Annotated in this window: 4 protein-coding genes and 4 pseudogenes; 5 read left to right on the top strand and 3 right to left on the bottom strand. The window is 33.1% G+C overall.

The annotated features are described in order from the left end of the window. The first annotated feature begins 453 nt into the window (after positions 1-453). Together VK90_RS08355 and VK90_RS08350 are read left to right on the top strand one after the other, a co-directional pair. Positions 454-2,094 carry a family 14 glycosylhydrolase gene (locus VK90_RS08355; protein ID WP_048371969.1) on the top strand — a complete coding sequence of 547 codons (1,641 nt, stop codon included), beginning with the start codon at positions 454-456 and terminating at the stop codon, positions 2,092-2,094. Positions 2,095-2,225: 131 nt separating this feature from the next. Then, positions 2,226-2,519, top strand: a pseudogene (locus VK90_RS08350) (IS6 family transposase); the annotation flags it as partial. 210 nt (positions 2,520-2,729) lie between these two features. Here VK90_RS08350 and VK90_RS08345 read toward each other — a convergent pair. Further along, positions 2,730-3,899: a DUF4046 domain-containing protein gene (locus tag VK90_RS08345; RefSeq protein ID WP_048371966.1), complete on the bottom strand. Its 1,170-nt coding sequence runs from the start codon at positions 3,897-3,899 to the stop codon at positions 2,730-2,732. A 1,580-nt stretch (positions 3,900-5,479) separates the two neighbouring features. Continuing rightward, positions 5,480-5,779 (bottom strand): annotated as a pseudogene (locus VK90_RS08335) (thiol-disulfide oxidoreductase DCC family protein); the annotation flags it as partial. Here VK90_RS08335 and VK90_RS28315 point away from each other — a divergent pair. Together VK90_RS28315 and VK90_RS08330 are read left to right on the top strand one after the other, a co-directional pair. Then, a pseudogene (locus tag VK90_RS28315) lies at positions 5,772-5,987 on the top strand (ATP-binding protein); the annotation flags it as partial. The pseudogenes VK90_RS08335 and VK90_RS28315 sit on opposite strands and share 8 nt — an antisense overlap. A 136-nt stretch (positions 5,988-6,123) precedes the next feature. Next, on the top strand, positions 6,124-6,345 hold the full coding sequence (locus tag VK90_RS08330) for a hypothetical protein (protein ID WP_048371964.1): 222 nt from the start codon (positions 6,124-6,126) through the stop codon (positions 6,343-6,345). Positions 6,346-6,743: 398 nt separating this feature from the next. On the opposite strand, the gene VK90_RS29810 is transcribed toward VK90_RS08330, so the two are convergent. Next, entirely contained in the window at positions 6,744-6,908 is a 165-nt protein-coding gene (locus VK90_RS29810; protein WP_156185392.1) for a hypothetical protein, read from the bottom strand. A gap of 156 nt (positions 6,909-7,064) precedes the next feature. Between VK90_RS29810 and VK90_RS08325 the strand changes: the two are divergent. Then, positions 7,065-7,274 (top strand): annotated as a pseudogene (locus VK90_RS08325) (IS200/IS605 family accessory protein TnpB-related protein); the annotation flags it as partial.

Genomic DNA, 7,274 nt, shown 5'->3' with positions numbered 1-7,274 from the left:
CCTTAAGTTGATGGATGTGTGGTGGGACCCCATAAAGAAGGAATCGTTGCCGTGCTCCTACTACGTAATCACCAACTTTTTACGCTCGAAAGGTGCGTAAAAGCATGACATAAAATTTTGGTCATCACTACCTTCCTTGAATTCCAGTAAATTACACTTATTACTGGTTTAGTTTCGTGATGTCTTTTTTTCAAAATTTGACCTTTGATAACTCTAATCTCTATTATTTTTCATTTGACATATTACCGCAGGTCCTTTCGGAGGGGATGGGCAAAAACACCCATATATATAAAGCTAGTAAAATACGAAAAAAATAATGCAAACGATTGCAATAAATGGTAAAATGCAAGCGTATACATCCATATTTTTAATTACAAATATAGAATGAAATCCTTTGCCTTTATTCAAGTTTTTATTATTGGTAGTCTTAATTTTTAGAAAAGGAGAGAGCGTATGAAAAAATATTTAAAAGGCTGTAGTATTGCCATATTATCTGTTTTTATATTGTTTGCTTTTTCAATTTTTCCAAGCCAGAGTTATGCAGCTGTAAACGGGCAATCAATGAACGGAAATTACAAAGCATATATTATGGCACCGCTAAAGAAAATACCGGATATGATGACATGGGAGACGTTTGAAAATGATTTACGCTGGGCAAAACAAAACGGTTTCTCTGCCATTACTGTTGATTTTTGGTGGGGAGATATGGAGAAAAATGGAGATCAACAATTTGATTTTTCTTATGCGCAGCGCTTTGCACAATCTGTAAGAAATGCTGGTATGAAAATGATTCCGATTATTTCAACGCATCAATGCGGCGGTAATGTTGGAGATGATTGCAATGTACCACTTCCTTCTTGGATATGGAATCAAAAATCAGATGATAGTTTGTATTTTAAATCGGAAACAGGAACGATTAATAAAGAAACATTAAATCCGCTAGCTTCAGATGTAATTCGAAAGCAGTACGGAGAACTATATAATGCTTTTGCAGAAGCGATGGCGTCGTATAAAGATGTCATTTCGAAGATTTATTTATCGGGCGGTCCGGCTGGAGAAACACGTTATCCATCTTATACGTCGGCCGATGGATCAGGTTACCCGTCTAGAGGAAAGTTTCAAGCTTATACGGAATTTGCGAAAGAGCAATTTCGTTCTTGGGCATTACAAAAATATGGATCTTTAGCAGGAATAAACAAAGCTTGGGGGACAAACTTAACTTCTATGTCACAAGTACTTCCTCCATCTGACGGAAATCAATTTTTGACAATTGGCTATCAAACAAAGTACGGTGAAGATTTCTTAAAGTGGTATGAAGGTGTGTTAGAAGAGCATACAAAATTGTTAGGAGAATTAGCTCATTCTGCATTTGATAATACGTTCCACGTACCAATTGGAGCAAAAGTTGCCGGTGTTCATTGGCAATACAACAATCCAAATCTTCCGCACAGCGCTGAAAAGCCAGCGGGATATAATGATTATAGTAGTTTGTTAGACGCTTTTAAGAGTGCAAAATTAGATTTAACATTTACCTGCTTAGAAATGTCAGATAAGGGAACATATCCAGAATATTCAATGCCAAAAACACTTGTACAACAAATAGCTAAGCTTGCGAATGAAAAAGGGATTGTCCTAAATGGCGAAAATGCGTTAAGCATAGGAAGCGACAATGAATATAAGAAAGCAGCTGAAATGGCTTTTAATTATAACTTTGCAGGATTCACACTGCTTCGTTATCAAGATGTTATGTACAATAATACATTGATGGCGCAGTTCAAAGATACTTTAGGAGTTACTCCTACTTCGCAAACAATCGTTGTAAAAAATGCACCAACAACTACTGGAGATACAGTGTATATTGCTGGAGATCGTGCCGAATTAGGGCAATGGGATACAACGATATATCCTATTAAGTTATCGTACAACTCTACTTATGGGGATTGGAGAGGCACAGTTTACTTACCAGCTGAGCGAAATGTTCAATTCAAAGCGTTTATTAAGCGCCAAGATGGAACGATTAAAGCATGGCAGCCAAATCAGCAATATTGGGCGCCAATTCCGGCGACTTCTACTGTGTATACGGATTTGTGGTAGTTTCATTGCTTAAAAGAAGCTTTTAATTTTTGGTGAAGTAAACAATGATAAAGAGCAATCGGTTCTGGTGCAAATAATCTATAAAACTTGGACATACTGATATTATCAATCTACAAAAGGTCGTGATCAGTATGAAAAAGCAAAATTTATTTAAGTGGAAACATTATCAACCTGATGTGATTATATTAACAGTCAGATGGTACCTACGGTACAGCCTAAGCTTTCGTGATTTGGTGGAAATGATGGAAGAACGAGGCTTATCTATTTCTCACACAACCATTATGCGGTGGATACATCAATATGGTCCTGAGTTAGATAAACGAATTCGGCGCTATCTTAAACAAACGAATGACTCCCGGAGAGTCGATGAAACATATATCAAAGTAAAAGGTCAATGGATGCATCTATATCGTGCAGTGGATTCCAACACATCCATCAACTTAAGAATTCAGAATTACCCCAAAATGAAATTTTAGCTTGCCGACGATGGAGCATCGCCGGCATTTTGGAAAAAAACCACGCTAAACAAAAAATACAATAAGCTGCCCATATGGACAGCTTATTTACATAATTCTCGTTATCAATATTAACTTTTTATCTGCTAAAAAACTTTGCAACAGAGCCTTTTTTATAAATTAATTAGGATATAGTTCACTTAACATAGCATGTGGGTTCTTATTCCAAAATCTATCTAATGGGGTTCTTAACCCTTGATTAATTATCCACCTTCTACTATACACCCTTATTAGTTCTTCATTAGTTAATTTTTCTTTTTCCTCTATCGTCCATTTCAATGCTTCCAATGCTTTCTCCTTTGTCCAAAATCCACGAGGGGCCCTATTTAATTCCCATTCTTTAAATTTCCCTGGATACAACTCGTGAAGCATGGCATATGGACTATTTTTCCAAAGCCTATCTAATGGGGTTCTTAACCCTTGATTAATTATCCATCTTCTACTATAGACCTTTGTAAGTTCTTCATTTGTTAACTTTTCTTTTTCCTCTATCGTCCATTTTAATGCCCCCAGTGCCTTTTTCTTTGTCCAGTAGTTTTTAGGTGTTTTCTGGAATTCCCACTCTTTAAAACATCCAGGATATAACTCATTTATCATACTAAATGGACTATCATTCCAATATCTCTCCAATGGGGTCCTTAAGCCTATTTCTGAAAACCAAATTACACTAATTTGTTTTCTTATCTCCTCATTATTCATTTGTTTTCTTTCCTCTATCGTCCACTTTAATACTTCCAACGCTTTTTTTCTTGTCCATAAATGACTACGAGTTTTTTTAAACTCCCATTCCTTAAAATGGTCTGGGTATAATTCATTTATCATTATGTAAGGACTATTTCCCCAAAAAATTTGGCAAGGCGAACTCAAATTATGATTAGATAACCACTGAACGTTATAAACCTCCAATAATTTATTATCTGCTAACCTTTCTTTTTCTTCTATCGTCCATTTTAATGCTTCCAATGCCTTTTCCTTTGTCCAATAGTTTCTAGGTGTCATTTGAAATTCCCATTCTTTAAAACAATTCGAATAAACATCATTTATCATTGCATATGGGCTATCACGATATTTAACGCTAAGTAAACCACCTAATTTATATTTAACAATTAATTGGGATTTCCAACTCTTAAGAATTGTTTTTTTATCCCACTTTAAAACTTTTTCTATAAGATACTTGATTACACGTTTTGCTAGATTATTATCTTGATCATCACTCCATGTACCTGTGGGAAATCTGTTCCTTTTACTGTCCAATATCTCTTGGTATATCTCTTCTATTTTTATTACCATTACAATCCTGTTCTCTCTTTCTATAGTGGTTTTTACAGTAAACTAGATAAAAATCACAAGCAATTACAAATTTATTTCAAAGCAATAATCCACCTATATTTTAAGTACTAATAGGTGAATTTTGTTCATAATTAATATATATAACTGAACACTAATCCCCCCTAGATAAGGGGGAATAAGGGGTTCAGCCATAATTACACATACAGAAAAAGAATCCCTTATGATTTCTGGGATTCTTTTTTTTTTTTAAGTTTTATCAGACAAATGATCTGCACATCAATTTATCTTTGATATACAGATCGTTTATCTGATAATTCTTATAAATAATTACAGAGTAATAAACTTACATAAATGCTTTTAAAAGTTCTTGAACCAATGGAATTGCTCCACCTATGAATTTTAAAACTGCCATTGCGATTTCCATAATCATTTCCTCCTTTTTAATATTATGATGTAGTAAATCTTATATTCTCATTATATTAAGTGTATTAACTCATATCAATACATTTTAATATGCAATATTTCATCTTAAAATCATGTTTTATACTGTTATAATAGAATAGGTAAATTCTACATCATTTTTCGATATACTAAACAGCTAATAAATACATAAAAAAGGAAGAGAATTTTTAAAATTCTCTTCCTTTTTTATGTATTCATAGGGGTCACTATATGGGGGTTAAATCTAAACTTTCTTTAAAAAGATATTATGATTTTTATTAAGAGGAATAAAATTGACAACGGAAAATGACTGGTTGCTAAAAAGGATATTTTCGTATTTGTAAGAGCAACAAAAAGAACTTGTAGGAATCACTACAAGCTCTTTTTCAGATAATGTATAAAAGGTGAATCAAACTATCTCATTACTCGTAACGGGGAAACCATCTTACATATGGCTTGATTTCATTATATAAAAAATATTAACATGTGGAGTTTTAATGTTTGAAAATTATGTGAATTAAGAAAACTATTCAGGTTATCGAGGTGTTTGTTTCTAAAACATCTTTCACAAGGTCTACCAAATAGCTACACTCTCCTTTCACACATCACGTTGCGTGCGTGATTTAATAATTCAAGCGTAGCATAAAAATAAGCAATTGGTGCCGTCCAAAACAGTAGTAGTATTTATAACTTTTTTAAAGAAAATCCTTATATATCAAGGGTTTTAGCATTTTTCTATTTTTACCAAATGTTCCACGTGAAACAATGTAGTTCGACAATTTATCCCTTCCGTCTGCGTTTCACCTATAATTTATACAACAAAAGGTCTTATTGCTCCAGTAAATCGCATCCTAACTTCTTTCATTCCGCTTTTACTTTCTGCGAGATCATAAAGAGCGATATCTAAAATCACTCTATTTGGGGTACCGCCACACATCCATCAACTTAAGGTATATTTTTATATAAAACGTGGTCTTTTCACGTAGTATTTTATTATCGTTTATAGATGTTATAAAAGTATACATATCAAATAAACCCTAACGGAACACCATTCCTTTCTTTAATTCGCAAGAAAGAATAGCGTATTTATTTCAATAAATCCATAACAATACAATGTTAATCTGAAGACAATCCTGAAATTAATCCAGGAATCTTTTTCTTATTTCTGGTGATGGTAACATACAATGTTCTTGCTTACCAAACCACCTGTATCTATTTTTTGCAAATTTTTCGTAACAAAGGTTTCGAATCGGCTTTGGAATTAATAGAAAGATAATGAGAAATTTCCATATACCTTTTAAATTTCTACAAATGTTTAGTATAGCATCTGATTTAATATAACTATTATTTTTGTCTATTAATACTATGCTATCTATTGTTTCATCTATTTCATACTTTTTTAATAATTTTTTACCCAATTCACTTTGAAGCGATGCGAAGTTGTTTTTTCAGTTAATTGATATGCGTTATGAAAAGCGTAGCACAATCTTAACTACCAATATCAATTTCAAGGCGTGGGATGAAGTTTTTCAAGATACAAAATTAGCTAACGCCATACTGGATCGTGTGTTACACCACGCCACAGTCGTTAGTATTGTTGGACAATCATACCGAATCAAGGAGCATTTTACCAAAGAGAATGAGTGATTTTGTACATCCTTAAACAAGCGAAAGTGTACATGTTTAGGTTGACATTTACAATAAAGTTAAGAAACATTTAGATATTACCGTATTTGACCATGAAAATAGAGAAAGAAAACATACAGATCAAGAAGTTTATGACTTGCTTAGAAAGTTATATTCCGAAGGAGTTAACCCCACACAAAAATACTTAAAAACTAACAACGTTACATATTATTTTCATATTAACAACTTTATGGGAGGTATCAATGAAGTTAAAAAAACTTTAGGGATTGAGACAAATTTAAGCGCGCGTAAAGGAGAGAGAAAGCACACCGATGAAGATGTTTATAATTTATTTACAGAGCTACACGCTAACGTTTAGAACGATATCTTTGCCCTAAAAAAAATCGAACCATAAATTTGCCGGCAAGCTTACGGTTCGACTTAAATTATTTACTTTTAGTAACTACTCAGCCCCTCTATGAAAAAAAGCCAGAAAAGCATCTTTTTAAATGGGCGAGAGGGACTGGCCATGCATAGAAGCGGTCAGAGCCTTTTCCTGCCACGCGCAAAGCTTTAAAACAAAGAAAGGCAGCGAGGTGTAGGTCAATTTTTATCTTCATGGCTGGAATGATACTCCTTACCAAACTTCTAAATGAAATGTATAGCTGAATAGTTACTACTTTTATTTATATATAAAGAATAAAGTAAACACAAATAAATCAAACAAGGTATGTGTTATAAATGATATTAATATATTCCTAGTATAAATATATACGGCTATTTGCCAAATACTTTTCTAGCGAATGTTAAGTCTACTTGTATTGCATATTCATCTTTAAATTCATATACATCAAATGATAAATTCGACAATCTTACGTTTGCAATTTGTCTGGCAAATAAATTGAGATCATCAAACAATTCTTGAATTTCTTTATTCATCATAATCCCCCCTTCTTCCTAAGGTTCTGATATTTTAATTATTGATGTGTAACTAATCTGCGTTGTTGGTTCACTAAGAAAAACGAAGTGTAAGTAATTCCGGTCACTTAGAATTCCTAAATTGAAAGAGACAAAATATCACAACTTTTTTATAAACGTCGTAACGCTAGAAAAGATTACTTGGACAAAATCTCAACTGAAATCATCAAAAACCACGATGTTATCGGTATAGAAGATTTGCAAGTATCGAATATGTTAAAGAATCATAAGTTAGCAAAAGCAATTAGTGAGGTATCATGGTCACAGTTTCGAACCATGTTGGAATATAAAGCAACATGGTACGGTAAACAAGTCATTGTCGTATCGAAA

The organism is Bacillus sp. LK2, assembly GCF_001043575.1.
Taxonomy (GTDB): Bacteria; Bacillota; Bacilli; order Bacillales; family Bacillaceae_G; genus Bacillus_A; species Bacillus_A paramycoides.
This window is presented reverse-complemented; position numbering and strand designations above follow the sequence as displayed.